This is a genomic window from Streptomyces sp. NPDC021100 (assembly GCF_044333095.1).
Lineage (GTDB): Bacteria > Actinomycetota > Actinomycetes > Streptomycetales > Streptomycetaceae > Streptomyces.
Map to the genome: position 1 here is coordinate 224,842 of NZ_JBIRQH010000004.1, position 20,967 is coordinate 245,808.

Annotated in this window: 18 protein-coding genes and 1 pseudogene; 14 read left to right on the forward strand and 5 right to left on the reverse strand. The window is 74.5% G+C overall.

Annotated features, from left to right (window positions below; genetic code table 11):
- Window positions 1–165: 165 nt before the first annotated feature.
- The 3 genes from ACH4PU_RS10420 to ACH4PU_RS10430 all read left to right on the forward strand — a co-directional run bounded on the left by ACH4PU_RS10420 (window position 166) and on the right by ACH4PU_RS10430 (window position 3,969).
- On the forward strand, window positions 166–1,197 hold the full coding sequence (locus ACH4PU_RS10420) for a glycine betaine/L-proline ABC transporter ATP-binding protein (RefSeq protein WP_398269035.1): 1,032 nt from the start codon (window positions 166–168) through the stop codon (window positions 1,195–1,197).
- On the forward strand, window positions 1,190–2,995 hold the full coding sequence (locus tag ACH4PU_RS10425) for an ABC transporter permease/substrate binding protein (protein ID WP_398269038.1): 1,806 nt from the start codon (window positions 1,190–1,192) through the stop codon (window positions 2,993–2,995). Before ACH4PU_RS10420 ends, ACH4PU_RS10425 begins: the two co-directional genes overlap by 8 nt.
- Before the next feature lie 230 nt (window positions 2,996–3,225).
- Window positions 3,226–3,969: a helical backbone metal receptor gene (locus tag ACH4PU_RS10430; protein WP_398269041.1), complete on the forward strand. Its 744-nt coding sequence runs from the start codon at window positions 3,226–3,228 to the stop codon at window positions 3,967–3,969.
- On the opposite strand, the gene ACH4PU_RS10435 is transcribed toward ACH4PU_RS10430, so the two are convergent.
- Window positions 3,896–5,071, reverse strand: a complete 1,176-nt coding sequence (locus ACH4PU_RS10435; protein ID WP_398269044.1) for a TDT family transporter — start codon at window positions 5,069–5,071, stop codon at window positions 3,896–3,898. The genes ACH4PU_RS10430 and ACH4PU_RS10435 overlap by 74 nt on opposite strands.
- Before the next feature lie 70 nt (window positions 5,072–5,141).
- Here ACH4PU_RS10435 and ACH4PU_RS10440 point away from each other — a divergent pair, with 70 nt between their 5' ends.
- On the forward strand, window positions 5,142–6,074 hold the full coding sequence (locus ACH4PU_RS10440) for a LysR family transcriptional regulator (RefSeq protein WP_398269047.1): 933 nt from the start codon (window positions 5,142–5,144) through the stop codon (window positions 6,072–6,074).
- A gap of 256 nt (window positions 6,075–6,330) precedes the next feature.
- Here ACH4PU_RS10440 and ACH4PU_RS10445 read toward each other — a convergent pair whose 3' ends face one another.
- Together ACH4PU_RS10445 and ACH4PU_RS10450 are read right to left on the reverse strand one after the other, a co-directional pair.
- Complete coding sequence (locus tag ACH4PU_RS10445; RefSeq protein WP_398269050.1) at window positions 6,331–7,137, reverse strand: gamma-glutamyl-gamma-aminobutyrate hydrolase family protein; 807 nt, start codon at window positions 7,135–7,137, stop codon at window positions 6,331–6,333.
- Window positions 7,138–7,336: 199 nt separating this feature from the next.
- Window positions 7,337–8,068: a FadR/GntR family transcriptional regulator gene (locus ACH4PU_RS10450; RefSeq protein ID WP_398269053.1), complete on the reverse strand. Its 732-nt coding sequence runs from the start codon at window positions 8,066–8,068 to the stop codon at window positions 7,337–7,339.
- Between the two features lie 86 nt (window positions 8,069–8,154).
- On the opposite strand from ACH4PU_RS10450, the gene ACH4PU_RS10455 reads away from it, so the two are divergent.
- The 4 genes from ACH4PU_RS10455 (at window position 8,155) to ACH4PU_RS10470 (ending at window position 13,324) form a co-directional block, all read left to right on the forward strand.
- A complete protein-coding gene (locus ACH4PU_RS10455; RefSeq protein ID WP_398269056.1) occupies window positions 8,155–9,522 on the forward strand; it encodes a glutamine synthetase family protein in 1,368 nt (455 codons plus the stop codon).
- An 11-nt stretch (window positions 9,523–9,533) separates the two neighbouring features.
- Window positions 9,534–10,889 (forward strand): aldehyde dehydrogenase family protein, encoded by a 1,356-nt coding sequence (locus ACH4PU_RS10460; protein WP_398269059.1) that lies wholly within the window; start codon window positions 9,534–9,536, stop codon window positions 10,887–10,889.
- A 262-nt stretch (window positions 10,890–11,151) separates the two neighbouring features.
- A complete protein-coding gene (locus tag ACH4PU_RS10465) occupies window positions 11,152–11,934 on the forward strand; it encodes a 3-oxoacyl-ACP reductase (protein WP_398269062.1) in 783 nt (260 codons plus the stop codon).
- A gap of 109 nt (window positions 11,935–12,043) precedes the next feature.
- Window positions 12,044–13,324, forward strand: coding sequence for a haloacid dehalogenase-like hydrolase (locus ACH4PU_RS10470; protein WP_398269065.1), 1,281 nt, complete (start codon window positions 12,044–12,046; stop codon window positions 13,322–13,324).
- 39 nt (window positions 13,325–13,363) lie between these two features.
- Here the strand turns inward: ACH4PU_RS10470 and ACH4PU_RS10475 are convergent, their stop codons facing one another.
- Window positions 13,364–14,581 carry an alanine racemase gene (locus tag ACH4PU_RS10475; RefSeq protein WP_398269068.1) on the reverse strand — a complete coding sequence of 406 codons (1,218 nt, stop codon included), beginning with the start codon at window positions 14,579–14,581 and terminating at the stop codon, window positions 13,364–13,366.
- A 221-nt stretch (window positions 14,582–14,802) separates the two neighbouring features.
- Between ACH4PU_RS10475 and ACH4PU_RS10480 the strand changes: the two genes are divergently transcribed.
- From ACH4PU_RS10480 to ACH4PU_RS10495, 4 genes and pseudogenes are all read left to right on the forward strand, one after another.
- The gene (locus ACH4PU_RS10480; RefSeq protein ID WP_398269071.1) at window positions 14,803–15,675 is read left to right on the forward strand and encodes a hypothetical protein; all 873 of its coding nucleotides are present in this window, start codon (window positions 14,803–14,805) and stop codon (window positions 15,673–15,675) included.
- A gap of 472 nt (window positions 15,676–16,147) precedes the next feature.
- Window positions 16,148–17,269 carry a type VII secretion-associated serine protease mycosin gene (gene mycP / locus ACH4PU_RS10485; RefSeq protein ID WP_398269074.1) on the forward strand — a complete coding sequence of 374 codons (1,122 nt, stop codon included), beginning with the start codon at window positions 16,148–16,150 and terminating at the stop codon, window positions 17,267–17,269.
- 201 nt (window positions 17,270–17,470) lie between these two features.
- Entirely contained in the window at window positions 17,471–18,205 is a 735-nt protein-coding gene (locus ACH4PU_RS10490) for an SseB family protein (protein WP_398269077.1), read from the forward strand.
- Window positions 18,206–18,322: 117 nt separating this feature from the next.
- Window positions 18,323–19,009: pseudogene (locus ACH4PU_RS10495) on the forward strand (MIP family channel protein); the annotation flags it as partial.
- A 249-nt stretch (window positions 19,010–19,258) separates the two neighbouring features.
- On the opposite strand, the gene ACH4PU_RS10500 reads toward ACH4PU_RS10495, so the two are convergent.
- Window positions 19,259–19,624 (reverse strand): DUF1844 domain-containing protein, encoded by a 366-nt coding sequence (locus ACH4PU_RS10500; protein WP_398269080.1) that lies wholly within the window; start codon window positions 19,622–19,624, stop codon window positions 19,259–19,261.
- Window positions 19,625–19,979: 355 nt separating this feature from the next.
- Here ACH4PU_RS10500 and infC point away from each other — a divergent pair, with 355 nt between their 5' ends.
- Both infC and rpmI read left to right on the forward strand, forming a co-directional pair.
- Window positions 19,980–20,618 carry a translation initiation factor IF-3 gene (gene infC, locus ACH4PU_RS10505; RefSeq protein ID WP_185945699.1) on the forward strand — a complete coding sequence of 213 codons (639 nt, stop codon included), beginning with the start codon at window positions 19,980–19,982 and terminating at the stop codon, window positions 20,616–20,618.
- 136 nt (window positions 20,619–20,754) lie between these two features.
- Complete coding sequence (gene rpmI, locus ACH4PU_RS10510; protein ID WP_004944288.1) at window positions 20,755–20,949, forward strand: 50S ribosomal protein L35; 195 nt, start codon at window positions 20,755–20,757, stop codon at window positions 20,947–20,949.
- Window positions 20,950–20,967: the final 18 nt, after the last annotated feature.

Genomic DNA, 20,967 nt, shown 5'->3' on the forward strand with positions numbered 1-20,967 from the left:
ATCACTCTTCCGTTTGCTCCCGATAAAGGAGGGCAGGCGCGGCCGCGGAGCGGACCCGTCTGTGCCGGAACGGCGCGGGCGGGACGCGGGCCCGATGCCCGTCCCGTTCCACGGCCGCCCGCTGGGGGGAGGCGGGCGTCACCAGGTTCGACCCGTGAGGTGTATGTGTCCAGGCTGAAGGCCGAGCACTTGTACAAGGTGTTCGGCAAACGACCCGAAGCCGCCGTCAAGCGGCTCGAAGGCGGCGCGAGCCGCGACGAGCTGCGTGCGGACGGCACCACGGCAGCCGTGATCGACGCCTCGTTCGAGGTCGAGGCCGGCGAGATCTTCGTCGTGATGGGTCTCTCGGGCTCCGGCAAGTCCACCCTGCTCCGGATGCTCAACGGCCTCCTGGACCCCACCTCCGGCCGGGTCTCCTACGACGGGCGTGACCTGACCGCCCTGACCCCCGCCGAGCTGCGCGAGGTCCGCTCGCGCAACATCAGCATGGTCTTCCAGCACTTCGCCCTCTTCCCGCACCGCAGCGTGCTGGAGAACGCGGGCTACGGCCTGGAGGTGCGCGGCGTCCCGCGCGCCGAGCGCGAGTCGCGGGCCGCCGAGGCCCTGGAGCTCGCCGGACTGGCCGGCTGGGAGCGCTCCTGGCCCGACGAGCTCTCCGGCGGCATGCAGCAGCGCGTGGGCCTCGCCCGCGCCCTCGCCACCGACGCCGACCTGCTGCTGATGGACGAGTCCTTCAGCGCCCTCGACCCCCTGATCCGCCGCGACATGCAGGACCAGCTGCTGGACCTGCAGAAGCGGCTGAAGAAGACCATCGTGTTCATCACCCACGACCTCAACGAGGCCATGCGCCTCGGGGACCGCGTCGCCGTCATGCGCGACGGCCGCATCGTCCAGAACGGCACCGCCGAGGACATCCTCGTCCGGCCCGCCAACGACTACGTCGCCTCCTTCATCCAGGACGTCGACCGCTCGCGGGTGCTCACCGCCGGTTCCGTCGCGGAGCAGGGCGAGGCCGCGGACGCCGTCGCGACCGTCGCCGCCGACACGCCGCTGGCCGACCTGTTCGCCCCGCTGGCCCTCGGCACCGGACCGGTCACCGTGACCGGCGCCGACGGCACCCCGGCGGGAGTGGTCACCCGGGACCGGCTGCTGGCCGTGCTCGGCGAGCAGCCGGCGGGGGTGACCGCCGGTGCCTAGGATCAAGCTCGGCTCCTGGGCGCAGTCCGCCGTGGACTGGCTCCAGAACCACCTCTCCTGGCTCTTCGACGCCATCAGCACCGTCCTGACCGGCCTCTACGACGGTGTGCACGCGGTGCTCGACGCGCCCCACGCGCTGCTGATGGCCGGCATCCTGGCCGTCGTCGCCTGGTGGCTGCGCGGGCTGCTCGCCGGGGTGTTCGCCTTCGCCGGCCTCGCCCTGATCGACTCCTTCGAGCTGTGGGACGAGGCCACCGCCACCCTGTCGCTCGTCCTCGTCGCCAGCTTCATCACCCTGCTGCTCGCGGTGCCGCTGGGCATCTGGGCCGCCCGCGACCAGCGCGTCAGCCGGGCGCTGCGCCCGGTGCTGGACCTGATGCAGACGATGCCGGCGTTCGTCTACCTGATCCCCGGCGTGATGTTCTTCTCGATCGGCCCGATCCCGGGCCTGTTCGCGACGATCATTTTCTCGATGCCGCCCGGCGTCCGGATGACCGAGCTGGGCATCCGCCAGGTGGACGGCGAACTCGTCGAGGCCGCCCGGGCGTTCGGCACCACCCCGCGGCACACCCTCACCCGCGTCCAGCTCCCGCTGGCGCTGCCCACCATCATGGCGGGCGTCAACCAGGTCATCATGCTGGCGCTGTCCATGGTCGTCATCGCGGGCATGGCCGGCGCGGGCGGTCTCGGGGAGACCGTCTACGCGGCCGTCACCCAGGTCGACATCGGCGGCGGTGTGGAGAGCGGCCTCGCGGTCGTCGTGCTCGCCATGTACCTGGACCGGATGACCGGCGCGCTCGGCAAGCGGGTCTCCCCGCTCGGCCGCCGGGCGTCCGCGAAGGCGTCCGCGTCCGCACGGCCCTCGGCCGTGCTCAACTACCGGCCCGGCACCGCTGTCGCCACCGTCGGCGTCGTCGTCCTCGCGCTCGTCGCGGGCGGCATGCACCTCGCCGGCGGTGGGGACCGGGAGAGCGTGGCCGCCGGATCCGACATCGGCCGCGGCCAGAAGGTGAAGATCGGCTACTTCCCGTGGGACGAGGCCGTCGCCACCACCTACCTCTGGCAGAACGTCCTGGAGGCCCGCGGCTACAAGCCCGAGGTCAAGCAGCTCGACCCCGGTCCGCTGTACACCGCGCTGGCCCAGGGCCAGATGGACGTCCAGTTCGACTCCTGGCTGCCCACCACGCACCAGCAGTACATGGACCGGTACGGCGACAAGCTCAGCGACCTGGGTACGTGGTACGGCCCCACGTCCCTGGAACTGACCGTCCCGTCGTACGTCAAGGACGTGAACTCGCTGGAGGACCTCAAGGGCAAGGCCGGGAAGTTCGGCGGGAAGATCGTCGGCATCGAGGCCAGCGCCGGCATGATGGGCAAGCTCAACGGCAACGTCCTGAAGGACTACGGCCTGGACGGCGAGTACAAGGTCGTCTCGTCCTCCACCTCCACGATGCTCGCCGAGCTCGACCGGGCCATCAAGAACAAGGAGCCCGTCGTCACCACCCTGTGGTCGCCGCACTGGGCGTACGGCACCTACGACCTCAAGAAGCTCAAGGACCCCAAGGGGGCCTGGGGCAAGGGCGAGAAGCTGCACGTCGTGGGCAAGAAGGACTTCGCGGCCGACTTCCCGCGGATCGCGGAGTGGGTGAAGGGGTTCTCGATGTCCGAGAAGGACCTGGCCTCTCTGGAGGCGGAAATCCAGAAGGGCGGCAAGGGGAAGGAGAAGGCGTCCGCCGGGCGTTGGCTGGACGCCCATCCGGGGTTGCTGGACAAGTTGGCGCCGGTGAAGACGTCCTGAGGGAGCGCCTGCGGCGGGCTGGTGCCCCGGTCCCACCCTTTCGCCGCTTCCTGGGGCTGCGCCCCAGACCCCCTTGTCCTCAAACGCCGGACGGGCTGATATTCAGCCCGTCCGGCGTTTGAGGACAGCGCGCGCAGCGCGCTTCGGGGGTGCGGGGGCTTGCCCCCGCGAGAAACGGTGAAAGGGCGGGCCCGGGGCACCCCCACCTGCCGACGGCGTACGGTGGCACGGTGACCACGTCGCCCAAGCGAACCGTACGCCGCGTCGTCTCGCTCGTCCCGTCCCTCACCGAGGCCGTCGCCGCCACCGCGCCCGAGCTGCTCGTCGGCGCCACGGACTGGTGCGAGCACCCGGCCGGGCTCGACGTCGTCCGGGTCGGGGGCACCAAGAACCCCGACGTCGCGCGGGTCGCCGCGCTCGCGCCGGACCTGGTCGTCGCCAACGAGGAGGAGAACCGCGCCCCCGACCTCGCCGCCCTGCGCGCGGCGGGGCTCGAGGTGCTGGTGACCGAAGTGCGCACGCTTGAGCAGGCGTTCGAGGAGCTGGAACGGCTGCTCGTGGCCGGCTGCGGGCTGGCCGCGCCCGGGTGGCTGGCGGACGCGCGGGACGCCTGGCGGGATGTGGGGACAACCCCCGTACTGAAGGCGGTGGTTCCGGTGTGGCGCCGGCCGTGGATGGTGCTCGGGCGGGACACCTTCGCCGGCGACGTCCTCGCCCGGCTCGGCGTCCGCCAGGTGTACGCCGGCCACGCCGAGCGCTATCCGCGCGTCCCGCTGGAGGAGCTGCGGGCGAGCGGGGCGGACCTGGTCGTGCTGCCCGACGAGCCGTACCGCTTCACGCGCGACGACGGGCCCGAGGCGTTCCCCGGGCTCCCCGCCGCGCTGGTCAGCGGCCGTCATCTCACCTGGTACGGGCCGTCGTTGACACACGCGCCCGAGGTGCTGGGACGGGCGCTGCGAACAGCCGTCCGCTGACCAGCCCGCCCGCGGTCCGTACGGCCGCGACCGCCCAGGCCGCGACCAGCACCGCGTACAGGCCGGCCGCGAGCCAGGTGAGGGCGTGCAGCCCGGTGTGGCGCGCCAGCCCCGCGGCGCCCGTGACGCAGGTGCCGACCGGGAAGGTGAACGCCCACCAGGTCATCGCGAAGCCCATGCCGGAGCGGGCCGCCCGGACCACCATGGCCGTGGCGAAGGCCAGCCACAGCAGGGCGAAGCCCATCACCGGCACGCCGTACAGCACCGCGAAAACCGCCATCGCCGCCGGGTACGGGCCGCCGACCGCGCCCGGGGCCGCGTCGGCGAGGTTGTTCACCGCCGTGGTGGACTGCCCCAGCGGGCCCAGGACGAGGAACAGCGTCGGGGTGAGGGCGAGCGGCAGCGGGCCGTGGTGGACCAGCCGGGAGAACAACAGCGGCAGGATCACCAGCGTCATCAGCAGGCTCAGCCCGAACAGGGCGTAGCAGCCGAGCAGCAGGGCCTCCCGCGGCTGCCCGGCCGGCAGGTGTGCCACGAGCGCCGGGCCGAGCGCGGCCGACACCATGGGCGCCACGACCGGCAGCAGCCACACGGGCGAGGCGGTGCCGGGCTCGACGCGGTGCCGGGTCACCATCAGGAACGGGATGCCTGCGGCGGCCGCCAGGCCGGTGACCGTGCCCGCCGTCCACAGCACCGCGTCCACCGCCACCGCCGCCGGTGCGCCGATCACGCCCGCCCCCACGGAGAGCGTCGCGCCGCCGACCGCCAGCAGGGCCATCGCCAGACAGCCGTAGAACGGCGCCACCGCCGGGTCGGCGAGGTGCCGGGCCGCCTGGTCCCGGTGGCGCGCCCAGTGCGCGGCCCGGGTGGCGAGGAGGACGGCGAGCGCGGCGGTCGCCAGGACCCAGACGGCCTCCAGGGCCGGACGCGGCAGGGCCCGCCCGGGGAGCGCCGCGCCGGCGCTCGCCACGATGGCGGTGCCCATGACCGTGGCGTACCAGTTCGGGCCGAGGTGACGCAGCCGGCGGACGCCGGGGGAGGGGGCGGCGGGACCGGGGGCCGCCGGGCTGGGGACTGGGGTGAGGGAACCGACCGTGCTCATGCCTCCACGGTCGGCCTTCCGGCCCTCCCTCACCAGGGACCACATCCCTATGACCACATAACCTGGACTTATGACTCACCCGTCGGACTCGTTCGGCCCGCCCCGGCCGATCGCGGAGCGCGTCCCCGACCTGGCCGCCCTGGAGCTGCTGCTCGCCGTGGCCCGGCTGGGCAGCCTCGGCCGCGCGGCCCGCGAGCTGGGCATCACCCAGCCCGCCGCGAGCGGCCGCCTCCGGGGCATGGAGCGGATGCTGGGCGTCGCCCTGGTGGAGCGCTCGCCGCGCGGCTCCCGGCTCACCCCGGCGGGCGTCCTGGTGACGGACTGGGCGCGCCGGATCGTCGAGGCGGCCGAGGCCCTCGACGCCGGGGCCCAGGCGCTGCGCACCCGCCGCGACTCGCGGCTGCGGGTCGCGGCGAGCATGACCATCGCCGAGTACCTGCTGCCCGGCTGGCTGATCACGCTGCGCACGGAGCGGCCGGGGACGGCCGTCTCGCTGTTCGCCGGCAACTCGGCGGCCGTGGCGGCCCGCCTCCTCGCGGGCCGGGCGGACCTCGGCTTCGTCGAGGGCCTGGAGCTGCCGCCCGGCCTCGACGGCGCCGTCATCGGCCACGACCGGCTCGTCCTGGTCACCGCGCCCACCCACCCCTGGGCCCGCCGCCGGACGCCCCTCAGCCGCGCCGAGCTCGCCGCCACCCCCCTGATCCTCCGCGAGAGCGGCTCCGGCACCCGGCAGGTCCTCGACGCGGCCCTCGCCGCCGAGGACGGCCCGGCCCCGCCGCTGCTGGAGCTCGCCTCCACCACGGCCGTCAAGGCGGCGGTCGTGAGCGGCGCCGGCCCGTCCGTCCTCAGCGAACTGGCCGTCGTCGACGAACTCGCCGGCCGCCGTCTCGTCGAGGTCCCCGTCGCCGGCCTCGGCCTGCGGCGGGCCCTGCGCGCGGTCTGGCCGCTGGGGCAGCGGCCGGTGGGACCGGCGTGGGACCTGCTGGGGCTGACGCGGGGGTAGGGGCGGCGGGGCAGCGCGGCCCATGGGCGCGGCGCCCCTTCGGCATCGGGCCGGGGCCGCGCTCGGCGCGTCGTCGGCCGCGTCCCCGAGGGGCGCCGGACGGCGTCCGCCGATCTCTCCCGCCGGGACCTCGACCGGCTGTCGGCCGAGCCGCGGGCCCGGGCCCTGTCCCTGCCCGGGGAGCGGCGGCCCTACGGGGTCCGACGACGGTCGAACCGCTCCCGTCCGGGAGCGGCGGGTTCAGGGGCCCGGCGGGCTACGGGGCCCGGTGGCGGCCGGCCGCGCGCCCGGCGGCGCCCGGCGACGGCTCCGCGGCCGCCGCGACCAGCCCGCGGACCAGGCGCAGGTCGTCGCGGACCTCCGGGTGCCACTGCACGCCGACGGCGAAACGGCCCTCGGCGGGCGGGAGTTCCAGGGCCTCGATGGTGCCGTCCTCCGCATGGGCCGAGGCGACGAGGCCGCGGCCGAGCCGGGCGACGCCCTGGTGGTGGTGGGTGGCGACGTCGGACGGGACGGGCATCAGACGGGCCGTCAGGGTGCCGGGGACCATCTCCACGAGGTGTTCGGAGAAGGTGCCGACGCGGGGGTTGTGGCCCTTGTGGCCCACGGTCTCCGGGAGGTGCTGGTTGAGGGTGCCCCCGGCGTGGACGTTCATCAGCTGCATGCCCCGGCAGATGCCCAGCACCGGGGTGCCGCGCCGCAACGCCGCGTCCAGCAGGGCCAGTTCCCACAGGTCGCGCTCCGGGACCGGGCGGCCGGTGCGCGGGTGCGGCTCCTCGCCGTAGAGGGCGGGGTCCACGTCCTCCCCGCCCGCGAGGACCAGGCCGTCGAGGCGAGCGACGAGCGCGGGCGCGGCGTCCGGGGCGGCGGGCGGCAGCATGACGGCCAGGCCGCCGGCCCGCCGGACGTACTCCGGGTACGTGCTCGGCAGCAGCGCCGCGTGCTGGTCCCAGGCGACGCCCCAGCGGGCGCGGGTGGAGTAGGTGGTGACCCCGATCAGCGGCTGGTGCGTCCGGGGGGTCGGGGAGGCCGTGGGGCCGGTCCGGCTCTGCTGGCGTGTCACGTACCCTCGCGTCCTTTCCGGTGGGGTGGGGACCGGCCGGGGGTCCGGTCGTACGTCGTCCCGCCGGGCGTCGCGCCCGTCGGTGGGGAGCCGGTAAAGGTCGCCCCCCGTACCTTTGCCCGTGAACGGCGTGCCGCGCAACCCCCGCGCGCCTCGCGCCCCTTGAACGCGCCGTCCGCCGTCCCCGACCGCGCCCGCCTCAGGTGAGGAAGCCCCGCAGCAGCGCCGCCGTCCCCGCGCAGTGCTCGCGCATGGCCGCGCGCGCCGCGTCCCGGTCGCCCCGGAGCACGGCCTCGGCGAGGGCCGCGTGCTGGCGTTGCGAGTGCTCCAGGTTCCGGACCAGCAGTGGGATGCAGTCCAGGAGTTGGTTGACGGTCGCCCGCACCGCCGAGTAGTGCGCGGCCAGCGACGGCGAGCCGGACAGCTCGGCCAGGGTGAGGTGGAAGAGCGTGTCGTGGCGGCGGTAGTCGTCCGGGGCGGCGTCGCGGGTGGCGGCCAGGGCCGCGCGCAGCCGGTCCGCGGCCTCCGGCGGGAGCGGCCGGGCGGCGCACAGTTCGGCCGCGCCGAGCTCCAGGACCTCGCGGAACCGCAGGGTGTCCTCGACGTCCACGTCCGCGACCCGGCCGCGCAGTTCGGCCGCGTCCGCCGTGGGGGCCGGGGCCGGGAGCGCGTGGACGAACGTACCGCCGTACCGGCCGCGCCGGCTCTCCACCAGGCCCTGCTCGTGCAGCACCCGCAGCACCTCGCGGAGCGTCACCCTGCTGATCCGCAACCGCTCGGCCAACTCCCGCTCGGACGGCAGCCGTTCGCCGTCCGCCACCAGACCGAGACGTATGATCCGCAGTATCCGCTCCAGGGCCTCCTCGAAGCCGTTGCCCGCGTGGACCGGCCGCAGCACCGACGACAGCCGGTCGGCCGCGCTCCCGTTCATCGGACCCCTTCCCAATCAATGGTCTACCGGCATACCTTAAGACTTCCGGTCGCACCGCACGGACCGCACCGACAGGAGGCTCACCCGTGGCAGACCGCACGCCCCCGCTCAGCGTCGACGAGCTCCGCCGGCTCGTCGAGGCCGGGGAGACCGACACCGTCGTCCTCGCCTTCACCGACATGCAGGGGCGGCTCCAGGGGAAACGGTTCGCTGCCCGCTTCTTCCTCGACGACGTGCTGGAGAACGGCACCGAGGGCTGCAACTACCTGCTGGCCGTGGACGCGGACATGAACACCGTCGACGGCTACGCCATGGCCTCCTGGGAGCGCGGCTACGGCGACTTCGCGATGCGCCCGGACCTGTCCACCCTGCGCCGCACCCCCTGGAACCCGGGCACCGCCCTGGTCACGGCCGACCTCGCCTGGCACGACGGCTCCCCGGTGCTCGCCTCGCCCCGGCAGATACTCCGCCGCCAGCTCGACCGGCTCGCCGAGCGCGGCTGGACCGCCCAGGTGGGCACGGAACTGGAGTTCATGGTCTTCAAGGACTCCTACGAGGCGGCGTGGAACGGCGGTTACCGGGGCCTCACCCCGGTCAACCAGTACAACGTCGACTACTCCGTCCTCGGCACCGGCCGCGTCGAACCCCTGCTGCGTCGCATACGCAACGAGATGGGTGCCGCCGGGCTCACCGTCGAGTCGGCCAAGGGCGAGTGCAACCTCGGCCAGCACGAGATCGCGTTCCGCTACGACGAGGCCCTCGTCACCTGCGACCAGCACGCCGTCTACAAGACGGGCGCCAAGGAGATAGCCGCCCAGGAGGGCATGGCGCTCACCTTCATGGCCAAGTACGACGAGCGCGAGGGCAACTCCTGCCACATCCACCTCTCGTTGCGCGACGCGGCCGGACGGCCGGTGCTCGCCGACGACGACGGCCCGTACGGCATGTCACGCACCATGCGGCACTTCCTCGCCGGACAGATCGCCGCGCTGCGGGAGTTCACCCTCCTCTACGCGCCCAACATCAACTCGTACAAGCGGTTCCGCCCCGGCTCCTTCGCCCCGACCGCCGTCGCCTGGGGCCCGGACAACCGCACCTGCGCCCTCCGCGTCGTCGGCCACGGCCGCTCGCACCGCTTCGAGAACCGCCTCCCCGGCGGCGACGTCAACCCCTACCTCGCCGTCGCCGGCATGGTCGCCGCCGGACTGCACGGGGTGGAGAACCAGCTGGAGCTCCCCGAGGTGTGCACCGGCAACGCGTACGCCGGTGACGCCCGGCACGTCCCCGCGACACTCCGCGAGGCGGCGGAGCTGTGGGAGGGCAGCGCCCTGGCCCGGGCCGCGTTCGGGGACGAGGTGGTCGAGCACTACCTGACCATGGCCCGGGTCGAGCAGGAGGCGTACGACACCGCCGTGACGGACTGGGAGCGCTACCGCTCCTTCGAGCGCATGTGAGGGATGGGCCCGTGCTGCTGGAAGTTCTCAACCCGGCGACCGAGGAGGTCGTCGCCACCGTCCCCGCCGCCACGGCCGAGGACGTGGACGCCGCCGTCCGGCGGGCCGCCGACGCCCAGCGCGGCTGGGCCGCCCTCGCCCCCGGCGACCGCGCCCGGCTGCTCCGCCGCTTCGCCGGCGTCGTCGACGCGCACCTGGAGGAACTCGCCCTGCTGGAGGTCCGCGAGGCCGGCCACCCGGTGGGCAGCGCCCGCTGGGAGGCGGGCAACGTCCGCGACCTCCTCGACTACGCGGCCGGCGGCGTCGAGCGGCTCACCGGCCGGCAGATCCCGGTGGCCGGCGGCCTGGACGTCACCTTCCACGAACCGCTCGGCGTCGTCGGCGTCATCGTCCCGTGGAACTTCCCCATGCCCGTCGCCGCCTGGGGCTTCGCCCCCGCCCTCGCCGCCGGCAACGCCGTCCTCCTCAAACCGGCCGAGACCACGCCGCTCACCGCGCTGCGGCTGGCGGAACTGGGAGTGGAAGCCGGGCTTCCGGAGGGACTGCTCCAGGCGCTGCCCGGGGCCGGCCCGGTCGCCGGGAACGCGCTCGTCGAGCACCCCGGCGTCGCCAAGATCGTCTTCACCGGGTCGACCGGCGTCGGCAAGCGGATCATGGCGAAGTGCGCCGAGCGCGTGAAGCGGGTGACGCTCGAACTCGGCGGCAAGAGCGCCAACATCGTCTTCGCGGACGCGGACGTCGAGCGCGCCGCCGCGGCCGCCCCCGGCTCGTTCCTCGACAACACCGGCCAGGACTGCTGCGCGCGCAGCCGCATCCTCGTGCAGCGGGGCGTCTACGACCGCTTCATGGAACTTCTCGAACCGGCCGTCCGCGCCGTCGTCGTCGGCGATCCGGCCGATCCGGCGACGGGGATGGGTCCGCTGATCTCGGCGGCCCACCGGGAGCGGGTTCGTTCGTACGTGCCCGAGTCCGCGCCGGCGGCGATCCGGGGCGAGGCCCCGGGCGGGAAGGGGTTCTGGTACCCGGCCACCGTGCTGGAGGGTTCCCCTGACGACCGGGTCGCCCGCGAAGAGGTGTTCGGGCCCGTCACCGTCGTCATCCCCTTCGAGGACGAGGCGGAGGCCGTGCGGATCGCGAACGCGACGGATTACGGGCTGGCCGGGTCTCTCTGGACGCGGGACGTCTCGCGGGCGCTGCGGGTGTCGCGGGCCGTCGCGGCCGGGAATCTGTCCGTGAACTCGCACAGTTCCGTGCGGTATTGGACGCCTTTCGGGGGGTTCAAGCAGTCGGGGCTGGGGCGGGAGTTGGGGCCGGATTCGGTCGCGGCGTTCGCTGAGGTGAAGAACGTGTTCGTTGCGGTGGAGTGAGGTGCCCCGGTCCCGCCCCTTCGCCGATTCCTGGGGCGAGCCCCAGACCCCTGAAACCGCGCTCCGCGCGGTTGTCCTCAAACGCCGGACGGGCTGAAGTGTGCGCCCGGGCACGGAATCAAGCCCGTCCGGCGTTTGAGGACGAGCGGCGGAGCCGCGATAAGGGGGGCTGGGGGGCTCGCCCCCAGGAATCGGCGAAGGGGCGGGACCGGGGCACCGCCCGCCGCAGGCGCCACCCACCACCCACGGAAAGGGAACCCTCGTGACCGAAACCCCCACCTGCCACCGCCTCCCCGGCCGAACGGCCGTCATCACCGGCGCGGCCGGCGGCATCGGCCTCGCCACCGCCCGCCGCCTGGCCTCCGAAGGCGCGAACATCGTCTGCGCGGACATCGACGAGAAGGCCGGCCAGGCGGCCGCCGAAGAAGTGGGCGGCCTCTTCGTCCGGACGGACGTCACCGACGCCGCCCAGGTGGAAGCCCTCTTCCAGGCTGCGAACGACACCTACGGCTCCGTCGACATCGCGTTCAACAACGCCGGCATCTCCCCGCCCGACGACGACTCGATCCTGACCACCGGCCTCGACGCCTGGAAGCGCGTCCAGGAGGTGAACCTCACCTCCGTCTACCTCTGCTGCAAGGCGGCCCTGCCGTACATGCGGGCCCAGGGCAAGGGGTCGATCATCAACACCGCGTCGTTCGTCGCGGTGCTCGGCTCGGCGACGTCGCAGATCAGCTACACCGCGTCGAAGGGCGGCGTGCTGGCGATGTCCCGGGAGCTGGGGGTGCAGTTCGCGCGGGACGGGATCCGGGTGAACGCGCTGTGCCCCGGGCCCGTCAACACACCGCTCCTCAAGGAGCTGTTCGCCAAGGATCCGGAGCGGGCCGCGCGGCGCCTGGTGCATGTGCCGGTGGGCCGGTTCGCGGAGGCGGAGGAGATCGCGGCGGCCGTGGCGTTCCTGGCGAGTGACGACGCGTCGTTTGTGAACGCGGCGGAATTCCTGGTGGACGGGGGCATTTCAGGGGCGTACGTGACCCCCCTGTAACAGCGGATGCTCCGCCTGTAAGGTCCATGACCAGACGCCGGAGTCGGACGTTCCCGTTCGGCTCGGGCGTGTGTCCTGCCCTTTCAGCACCGAGCACCGAAGAGAACGCATGCGCACGAAGTACGCCATCGCCGCCGGCTTCCTGGTCACCGCAACCCTCGCCACCTCGGCACCGACCGCGGGCGCGGCCCCGGCGGCGCACGGCGCCCGGGCCGCGGCCCACTGTCCTCAGCTGGACAAGAACATCCCGTGGTTCGGCACCAACCGCGCCAAGCTCCAGCGGATGATCGACGAGCGCGGCACCTGCTCGGGCCGGACAGGCGCCCGTCCCGTCGCCGCGTTCGACTGGGACAACACCGTCGTCAAGAACGACATCACCGACGCCACCCTCGCCTGGTCGCTCCGGCACGACAAGATCCTCCGGCCGAAGAGCTGGAAGGACACCAGCAAGTGGCTGACCCCGGCCGCCGACCGGGCCCTCACCGCCGCCTGCGGCACCTCCGTGCCGGCCGGCAAGCCGCTGCCCACCGCGAAGAACGTCCGGTGCGCGGACGAGATATTCGAGATCCGCGAGAAGTCGAAGACGATGGCCGGCGAGCCGGCGTTCGCGGGCGACTGGAACCACCGCCGTACCGTCCCCGCGTACGCCTGGATCCCGCAGCTCTTCTCCGGCCACACCCCGGCCGCGCTCTCCTCCTTCGCCCGCAAGGCCCGCGCCGAGCAGCTCGCCGCGCCCGTGGGCAGCAAGCAGACGGTCGGCACCCACACCATCGCCGGCTACGTCCGCTACTACGACCAGCAGAAGGACCTGATCCGCACGCTCAAGGCGGCCGGCTTCGACGTCTACATCGTCTCCGCCTCCTCCGAGCCCATCGCCGAGGCCTGGTCCGGCGGCGTCGGCCTGGACCGCGCCCACACCATCGGCATCCGCAGCATCGTCAAGAACGGCCGCCTCACGGCCGGCATCAAGGGCTGCGGTGACGTCAAGGACGGCATGGGCGAGGCCCTGCCGTACATGGACGGCAAGCGCTGCATGATCAACGAGCACATCTTCGGCATCAAGGGCGCCGACGCCTGGAAGCAGCAGGACTTCCGGCACCGCATCGCCCTCGGCGCCGGCGACGCCGACACGGACGTCACCTTCGTCGGCGACGCCACCGGCGCCCACCTCGCCGTCAACCGCAACAAGGCCGAGCTGATGTGCCGGGCGTACGACAACGAGGACGGCCGCTGGGTCGCCAACCCGATGTTCATCGACCCGATGCCGCGCAAGACCGGCACCTACCCCTGCGCCACGGCCGGTTACACCCGCCCCGACGGCACCCTCGCCCCCGTCCGCCGCACCGACGGCACGGTGATCCCGGACCAGACGGACACCGCGGCGCTCTGACCTGACGGAGGCACACAGGTCTCAGAAGGCACACAGGTCTCAGAGGAACGTCTTCCCCTCGCCCCGGTACGTCGGGACCGTCCCCACCACCCGGTCCCCGTCGATCAGGTGCAGGCCGGCGAAGCGTTCGCAGAGTTCGCCGGCCTTGGAGTGGCGGAACCACACCTTGCCGCCGACGAGCAGGTCGTCCGCGGGGGCGCCGAGCAGCGGGGTCTGCACCTCGCCGGCGCCCTCCTGGCGGGTCAGGCGCAGGCCCGCCGGGAGGTGGGGGACGGGCAGCCGGTCGCGGCCGGCCGGGCCGGAGGCCGGGAGGCCGCCGCCGAGGACGGTGACGGCGCCGGGGCCCGGCCGGCGGACCACCGGCAGGGCGAACAGGGCCGCCGGGCGGCCCGTGAAACCGGTGTAGTGGTCGAACAGCCGCGGCTGGTACAGCCCCGAACCCGCCGCCACCTCCGTCACCGCCGCCTCGGCCGCCGTGTGGTGGACGCTGCCCGTCCCGCCGCCGTTGACGAACTCCAGGTCCGCGACGGCACGGACCGCCCGCACGGCCTCCGCCCGGCGCGCCGCCAGCTCCCGCCGGGAGACCGCCTGGAGCAACCGGACCGCCCGGGAACGCAGCGGCCGGCCCGGCACCGCGTCCGCCACCCCCGCCACCTGCGCCTCGTACGCCATCAGGCCCACCAGCCGGAAGCCGGGGCGGCGGACGACGGCACGGGCCAGCGCGGCCAGCCGGGCCGGGTCGCGCAGCGGCGAGCGCAGGGCACCCACCCGGACACGGCCGGCCAACAGGCGGAGCGAGGTGTCCAGTTCGAGGCACACCCGTATCTCCTCACGGCCCGCCCGGGCCGCGTCGATCAGCGCCAGTTGCGCCGGGTCGTCCACCGTGACCGTGACCGCGCGGGCGAGCCGGGCGTCGGACGTCAGCTCCGCGAACCCGGCCCGGTCCGCGGACGGATAGGCGAGCAGCACGTCGTCCACGCCCGAACGGGCCAGCCACAGCGACTCGGCGAGCGTGTGGCTCATCACCCCCGCGAAGCCGTCGCGCTCCAGCACCCGCTCCAACAGGGCGCGGCAGCGTACCGACTTGGTGGCCACCCGGATCGGCTTGCCCCGCGCCCGGCGCGCCAGATCCGCCGCGTTGGCGTCGAACGCCCGCAGGTCGACGACGGCGAGCGGCGCGTCGAGGTGCGCGGTGGCCCGGTCGTAGCGGGCCCGGTCGGCGAAGGCGCCGGTGGCGTGGGCGAAGGCGGGCGTCATGGCGGGCAGCTTGCCAGAGCGGATTACCACTGGGTAGGGGTGTGCGCGGGGGAGTGGGAACGCCCGCGGATGGCCTCCGGTGCGGCGTGCCCCGTAGAGTGACGCGCGCCGTGGATCACCACGGCCGCGTACAGCGCGGGGAGGCCGGGCCCGGCGGCAACCGGCCCGCCCCACAGGGCAGTCGAGAGGCCGGCGGCGGCCGTCGGGCGGGGGAGCGCAGGGTGGGCACCGAAGCGGAACGGCTCTGGATGCCCGCGCCTCCGTCCGTGCCCGTGGCCTTGCCGCCGCGCCCCGCCCGTCCGCCGGCGGCCCCCGCACCCCGTACCGCCCCCGGGCGCGCCGGGCGCGGGGCCGCCACGGCCGTCTGCGCGATCCTCGGCGCGGGGCTCGTCGGCGGCGCGGCGGCGGGCGGCTGGCTCACCGCCCGGCCGCCGGAACGGACCGCCGCCGAGGCGGTGTACGCCCGCGCCGGAACGGTCTGGGAGACCGAGCCGGTCGACCGCCTCTTCCCGCCCGCCGTGCACGACGCGACCGCCGGCCCCGGCGGCGCGTCCCGCGACTGGGTCCGGCTGGGTGTGGCCCCCGACACCGGCTGCGCCGCCGCCTTCGACCCCGCGCTCGCGCTCGCCCTCCGCCCGGCCGGCTGCAAGCGGCTGCTGCGCGCGACGTACGCCGACGCCACGTCGTCGAGCGTCACCACCGTCGGGCTGCTCGTCACCGAGGCCGACGCGGACGGGATGCGGACGCTCCGCGACCGGTTCGCCGCCGAACGGCTCGACGAGCGGCCGGACATGCTGCCCCGCCCGTACGCCCCGCCCGGCACCTCCGCCGAGCGGTTCGGCGAGGCGCAGCGCGCCAGTTGGCGCGTCGGGGTGCTCACCGACCTGCCGGTCGTCGTCTGGTCGGTCACCGCCTTCGCCGACGGCCGCCCCACCCTCCGCCCCGAGCCGGCCGCCCGCGCCGTCGCCCCCACGGCGACCACGGCCCCGGCCGAGGCGGGCCTCGGCCACGACGCGACGGCGCTGGCCGCGCACGTCGAACGCGCCTATCGGGCGGCGGCGCGCGGGGGGCCGGCGGCGGGTGGTGCGCGGTGAGCGCGGTGGGGGTGGGACGGGGCCGGGCGGATGCGCGGCCGGGACGTCCGGGCGGTACGGGCCGGACGGCCTCCGGTACGTGGCTCGGCGGAAGCGCGCACACGATGGCGACGGTCGCGGGCCCGGACGGATGGAGGCGGCGATCTGCGGAATCCGTGCCCGGGAAGGGCGCGGTGCCCACGACACGGCCGGCGGGAGGCGCACGGTGAGCGGGGCGCGGGCGGGCCGGGAGCCCCGCCGCACGGCCGCGCGGTCCGGGCCGGGACCCGCCGCGACGACCTTCCGGCCGGCCACTAGGACCGCGAACGGCGAACGGGGGGCTCCCACCGGGGCGGCGGGACCTGCCGCGCCGTCCTCCCGCGCGGTCCCGCGCGGGACGGGCACGGGCCCCGGTCCTCGGGGCGTCGCGGGGGACGGGGCCCGCCGCGCGGCGGCCGCCGTCGCGGTCGTCCTGGCCACCGTCTTCTCGGCCGTGCTCGCCGGTGCCGCCCCCGCGCGGGCCGACGCCATCCGGGTGCAGGAGTGGGCGCTCGACGCGCTGCACCTCCAGGAGGCGTGGCGGACCACGCGCGGGGCCGGCGTGACCGTCGCCGTCCTCGACACCGGCGTCGACGCCGGCCACCCCGATCTGCGCGGCCGGGTGCTGCCCGGCAAGGACCTCGTCGGCTTCGGCGCCCGGCGCGGGGACCGGACCTGGGCGCGGCACGGCACCGCCATGGCCGGGATCGTCGCCGGCCGCGGACACGGTGACGGTGACGGGGACGGGGTGCTGGGCGTCGCCCCCGAGGCCCGGATCCTGCCCGTGCGCGTGATCCTCGAAGAGGGCGACCCGGCCCGCGCCCAGGCGCGCGGCGCGCGCGGCGGCGCCCTCGCCGACGGCATCCGCTGGGCCGCCGACCACGGCGCCGACGTCATCAACCTCTCCCTCGGCGACGACAGCGCCACCGCCCACCCGGACGCCGGCGAGGACGCCGCCGTCCGCTACGCCCTCGCCAAGGGCTCCGTCGTCGTCGCCTCCGCCGGGAACGGCGGCCGGGACGGCGACCACGCCTCCTACCCGGCCGCGTACCCGGGCGTCATCGCCGTGACCGCCGTCGACCGCAACGGCGGCCGGGCCGCTTTCTCCACTCGGCGGTGGTACGCGACGCTCAGTGCGCCCGGTGTCGGGGTCGTCATCGCCGATCCCGACCGGCGGTATTACGAGGGGTGGGGGACGAGCGCCGCCGCGGCGTTCGTGTCCGGGGCGGCGGCGCTCGTCCGCTCCGCCCATCCCGGGCTGGGGCCGGACCAGGTGCGGCGGGTTCTCGTGGAGAGCGCGCGGGACGTGCCGGTGGGCGGGCGGAGCGACGAGCTCGGGGCGGGGGTCGTGGATCCGGCGGCGGCGCTGGACCGGGCGGCGCGGCCCGTACCCGATCCGCCGGGGGCGGGCGGGGTGGCGCCGCGGTACTTCGGTGCGGGGCCGGGTGCCCGGCGGGTCGGGCCGTCGGCTTCCGGGCCGGGTGGTTCCGTGCTGGGGGCCGGGGCGGCCGGTCTTGTCTTGCTGGTGGTCGCGGGGGTGCTGTGGTGGCGCCGGGGGCGGGTGGGGTGCCCCTGACCCGCCCTTTCACCGTTTCTGCGGGGGCTCCGCCCCCGCACCCCCGAAACCGCGCTTCGCGCGGTTGTCCTCAAACGCCGGACGGGCTATTCCAGCCCGCCGCAGGCGCCCCAGCGGAGCGCCCCGCAAGGGCCACCCGACCCCCAGCCCTGGGTCGAACCCCCACCGTGAGCACCATCCCCCTCCCGATACCCTCGACCCGTGGCCCTCAAGAACATTCCGGACCCCGGTTTCTCCGACGACGACGGCTCCGCCGACCCCGTACTCGCCGAGGCGCTCGCCGCCTGGGCCGCCGATCGGGCGGCGGAGGGGCGGGTGCTGGCCGCGCTCAAGGACGCGCGGCTGCTGGTGCCGGTCGTGGCCGTGCTGGGGGAGGTGGAGACGGGGCCGGACGGGCTGAAGCGGGAGAAGACCAGCGACATGGCCGTCCCCACCCTTCAGGCGCCGGACGGGCGGCGGGCGCTGCCCGCGTTCACGTCGATGGAGACGCTCCACCGCTGGCGCGCGGACGCCCGGCCCGTCGCCGTCCCCCTGCACCAGGCGCTCCAGGCGGCGGCGCACGAGAAGGCCGACACGATCGTCGTGGACATGGCGGGTCCCGTCACCTATCCCCTCACCGGGCGGGCCCTGCTCGCTCTCGCCGAGGGGCGGACCAGCACCGACCCGCTCGCCGACCCCGCCGTCGCCGAGGCCCTGCGCGCGCTGCTGGCCGCCGAGGCCGGCGTCCTCAAGGCGCACCTCGTCCCCGCCGCCGACGCGGACGGGACGCTGGCGCTGGCGCTGGCCGACGGCGCCGCGCCCGCCGACGTGGCCCGGCGGATCGCCGGAGCCCTGGCCGCCGACGAGGTGCTGCGCGCCCGGCTGGTCCGCGGCCTCGACCTGGCGCTGCTGCCGGTGGGCGCCGAGGTGCCCGGGGAGCCGCTGTTCAGCCGCTGAGCATCGCCGCCGCCGAGCGGCGATCTTTCGACAGGCGCCCCGGAGTGGACCGTCCGACAATGCGAGGACAGTCCACGAGATCCCCGGGAGGACGCCATGGACGCGAAGCTGGACCCCATGAAGCTCGACCCCGTGGAGACACGGACGGTCGCGGCCGAGTTCATCGGCACCCTGCTGCTGGTCTTCTTCGCCGTGGGGTCCGCCGTCCTCGCGGCGGACTACATCGGCGCCCTCGGCATCGCGCTGGCGTTCGGGTTCACCCTGATGGCCCTGGCCTACGCGCTGGGGCCCGTCTCCGGCTCCCACCTCAACCCCGCGGTCACCCTCGGAATGCTGCTCCAGGGCCGCATCACGCTGCGCACCGCCATCGAGTACTGGGTCGCGCAGTTCGTCGGGGCCATCATCGGCGCCGCGCTGCTGCTCCTGCTGGCCAAGCAGGTCCCTGGGCTCAGCACCGACGGGACCTTCGGCTCCAACGGGTTCGGCGACCGCTCGGCGGTCCACCTCAACACGGGCGGCGCGTTCCTCGCCGAGGTCGTGCTGACCTTCCTGCTGGTCTTCGTCTGGCTCGCCGTGACCCACAAGGTGGCGGTGGTCGGCTTCGGGCCGCTGGCGCTGGGCTTCACCCTGGCACTGATCCACCTGATCGGCGTCCCGCTGACCGGGGCCTCCGTGAACCCGGCGCGCAGCCTGGGCCCGGCCCTCTTCGCCGGCGGTGAGGCGATGGCGGACTACTGGCTGTTCTTCGTGGCACCGCTGATCGGCGCCGCCCTGGCCGCCTTCGTCCACCAGGTCGTCCAGCCGCACGGCGCGCCCGTGCTGATCGCGGACGAGCGGGCCATCGGCGGCCACCGGGCCTACGAGCTGCCGCCCGACACCGCCGAGGTCGAGGCGGAGCGGCAGGCGGGTGCCGCGCGGCGCCGGCCGCCCGAGCCCCCGGCGGGCCGGGAGGGCACCGCGGGCCCGGGGACCGGTGGCCCCGGGAGCGGCCCCAAGGGCGGATCCACGGACGGGCCCACCCCGCCGGTCGGGCTCTAGGCGACAGGCGACGGCTCAGCCGAAGACCGGGCCCGTGTACTTCTCGCCCGGCCCCTGCCCCGGCTCGTCCGGCACCACGGACGCCTCGCGGAACGCGAGCTGGAGCGACTTCAGGCCGTCGCGCAGCGGTCCCGCGTGGAAGTTGCTGATCTCGGTGGCGCTGGCCGTGATCAGGCCGGCCAGGGCGGTGATCAGCTTCCGGGCCTCGTCCAGGTCCTTGTGCCGGTCGCCCTCCTCGGCCAGGCCGAGGTTGACGGCCGCCGAGGACATCAGGTGCACCGCCACGGTGGTGATCACCTCGACCGCCGGGACGTCGGCGATGTCGCGGGTCATGCTGTCGAAGTCGGGGCCGGCCTCGGGGGCGGGGGTCGCGTCGCTCATGGCGGACACGATACGTCCCGGGGGAACACGGGTTCGCCGCGGGTTTTGTCCGGGGTTAGCACCCTCGCACCCCTGCTGGTAGAGTGGGGGATCGACCGGTCGGACATCTGCGTGCCCGACCCACAAGTGGAGGCTCCGCACTCCCACCTCGCCGGCTCACGGTCGGCAGGTCTCCGGTCAGACGGTCCCCATCGTTCCGTACGGACGATGGAACCGTCCGATAGCCCCACGGGTACACCCGTGGCGGTGTTCCGGTTGCATGGAGCCCCGCCTGTGTCCCGTCCGGGGCATTTTTTGATGCACCGGCGCGGTTGGTCTTAGGAAAAGACGTTACGCGGCAGCCCGCCAGGCGGCCGTGTGGTGCTACCGAGGAGGATCCATCAGCGCCGAGCCCCGCATCAACGACCGGATTCGCGTTCCCGAGGTGCGACTTGTCGGTCCCAGCGGCGAGCAGGTCGGCATCGTGCCGCTTGCCAAGGCCCTGGAGCTTGCGCAGGAGTACGACCTCGACCTGGTCGAGGTGGCGGCCAACGCCCGCCCGCCGGTCTGCAAGCTCATGGACTACGGGAAGTTCAAGTACGAGTCGGCCATGAAGGCCCGTGAGGCGCGCAAGAACCAGGCGCACACGGTCATCAAGGAGATGAAGCTCCGGCCGAAGATCGACCCGCACGACTACGACACCAAAAAGGGTCACGTCGTACGGTTCCTCAAGCAGGGCGACAAGGTCAAGATCACGATCATGTTCCGTGGTCGCGAGCAGTCCCGGCCCGAGCTGGGCTTCCGACTGCTGCAGCGGCTCGCGGAGGACGTCCAGGACCTGGGCTTCGTCGAGTCGAACCCCAAGCAGGACGGCCGGAACATGATCATGGTTCTCGGTCCGCACAAGAAGAAGACCGAGGCGATGGCCGAAGCCCGCGAGGCCCAGGCCGCCCGCAAGGCCGAGCGCCAGGGCGGTTCGGGTGCGGACGCCGCCGAGGAGCCCGCAGAGGCGTGAACACCGGGGGCTGATGCCCGTCAGCCCCGGTTCACCGCCGGTGCCGCCAGGCCCCGGACAGCAAACGAACAGAGCTGACGCTCCCACACGCCCGCACCACGGGCGGGGAGCGCCACCGACGAGGAGATACGGCGCGATGCCGAAGAACAAGACGCACAGCGGTGCCAGCAAGCGCTTCAAGGTCACTGGCTCCGGCAAGGTCCTGCGCGAGCGTGCCGGCAAGCGCCACCTGCTCGAGCACAAGTCGTCCCGTCTGACGCGTCGCCTCACCGGCAACGCCGAGATGGCCCCGGGCGACGCCAAGAAGATCAAGAAGCTTCTCGGCAAGTGACGCCCTGCGCCCCGCCTC